This is a genomic window from Bacillus sp. REN16, from assembly GCF_020731355.1.
In the GTDB taxonomy this organism is placed as follows: Bacteria; Bacillota; Bacilli; order Bacillales; family Bacillaceae_L; genus Ferdinandcohnia.
Window position 1 is genome coordinate 1 of the sequence record NZ_JAJFZK010000053.1, and the last position, 1,965, is coordinate 1,965.

The 1,965-nt window shown below is 39.6% G+C and carries 1 protein-coding gene; it reads right to left on the minus strand.

What is annotated here, in order from left to right; translation table 11 throughout:
• Window positions 1-87: 87 nt before the first annotated feature.
• Window positions 88-1,815 (minus strand): IS1634 family transposase, encoded by a 1,728-nt coding sequence (locus tag LKW28_RS22780; protein ID WP_229142700.1) that lies wholly within the window; start codon window positions 1,813-1,815, stop codon window positions 88-90.
• Between the last annotated feature and the right edge of the window lie 150 nt (window positions 1,816-1,965).

Sequence of the window (1,965 nt, forward strand, 5' to 3'; positions counted from 1 at the left end):
TCTCAAGTTTGACAGTTAAAACCACAAGAATGCTGTAATGACGGGCATACTTGTGGTTTTTTTGTGTGTCAAAAATGCGTACTTTTTTTAGATTTTAGTTTGTTTTAAAATTTTTTTCATTTTTTTTTGCTCAATAATCTCCGTATCGGTTCGAAACCCAAATACATCATGCAGTTGATCGGTCAATTCTGTTCGTGTGTAGGCAGGAATATAGCCTTCCCCGGCGTATTCTAGCACGTTCATGTCCCGTAAGGTTTGAATGATTTCCGGACAGGTAAAAGATTCATCTAGTTTTTTCTCCAAAATGCGATAGACCAACAGGGAGAGGAAACACGTTAGAAAGTGCGCTTTGATACGTTCATCCTTTCGAACAAAAACAGGCCTGGATCGCATTTCACTTTTTAAAATTCGGAAGGTCTCTTCGATTTCCCAACGTCGTTGGTTGATCTTGATAATCTCGTCTACTGTGCTTTCCAGGTTGGTGCACACCCCATAAAACCCATCATATATGGATTCCTCCTTAATTTGATCCTCATTTAGTGTATAGCTTGCATTTTCGGCAATTTCCCCATCTGGGGTAACATGTCTGGATTGAATAAATCGCGCGGGGTCATTTGCTCTTTTTTTCTCTAAGTTTGTTGGTTTTTCCATTTTCTTCATAGCCCGTTCAATCTGTTTTTTTCGAATGCTTTGGTGGTATCTCTTATATTTCGGTGAAAACGTGACGACCAAACGCTGTTCCAAGCCATTTTCATTGATCCACCGTTCTTTATAATACGTTTGGTTGTCCTTCTCAAGGTCCAACTCCTGTAAATGGATGTGTTTTTTTGTCTCTTTATCTTCCCTGGATTGGTTCGCAGGGATCCACCCTTCTGGATCTAGGGCCCATTCTTTCAAGTGTTTCTTCAATTTCTTGATGGATTGGGTAGTCACGAACGCCCGGTTTCCCATGGAATTATACAAGCGATTTTCACGAGAAGATAAGCCAGCGTCTGTACAGACCACAAACTTGGAAAGTTTAAAATCTTTGATGATTCTTTTTTCCAAAGGTTTTAAGGTCGGTTGTTCGTTCTGATTTCCTGGGTTTATCACGAACGCGAGAGGTAGCCCGTCTCCGTCCATAAACAGTCCCATCTGCACGATTGGATTGGGCCTATTTTCTTTTGACATGCCGTATTGCTTGAGGCCATCGGCCTCTTCGATTTCAAAGTAAAAATTCGTGCAGTCATAATACAAAATGGACGTGTTTCGATCGACTACCTTCAAACTATTTTTATAGACAGCTTCTTCGATCCCATCCGATTCTTCCGCGAGAACGTCCAGTGCCCGATAAATGTGTTGGGCTTCCACCGAATGGGGTTCTAGTAACTCATTGGCCCGTTCAAAAGTTCCTTTTTTTGAAGCAGGGTGTAGAACTCTCATGTAAATTAAACGGGAAAGAATGGTATTCAAATCAAACGAAAAGCCGCGTTTTTCCGAAATTTGTTGGCAAATGGCATCAAGTTTCAGTTGATAGTAAATGGATTGTAAGAAGAGATAGCCCACATTAAACGAACGCTGCGCTGCCTTGGGTATTACTTTATTTGGATCATAGGCAACCACGATTTTTGCCTTTTTCTGTTTGTCTTCTTCCGTTAATTTCATTGCATAGCTCTTAGCCCATTCCAAGGGATCTACTCCGGGATGTTTTTGTTGAATGTCTTCCCGGTTCCCCAAGGCTTCCACTACTTTTGTGGTACGTTTATTGTTTTTAAAAATATCTTTAATTACAAAATACGATTCCGAATTCTTAGAACGGCTAACTTTTATCCGCATACTTTGGAACCTCCGAAAATGACTGTTATTATTGTTATTATAACATATTACGAAATGTTACGAAATAGTAAACTGAAAAATTTGACAAAAAAATAAAGCCATATCAAGGCTTTTGCATGTTTTTTAAAATATTAAGTGTCAAACTCCCGA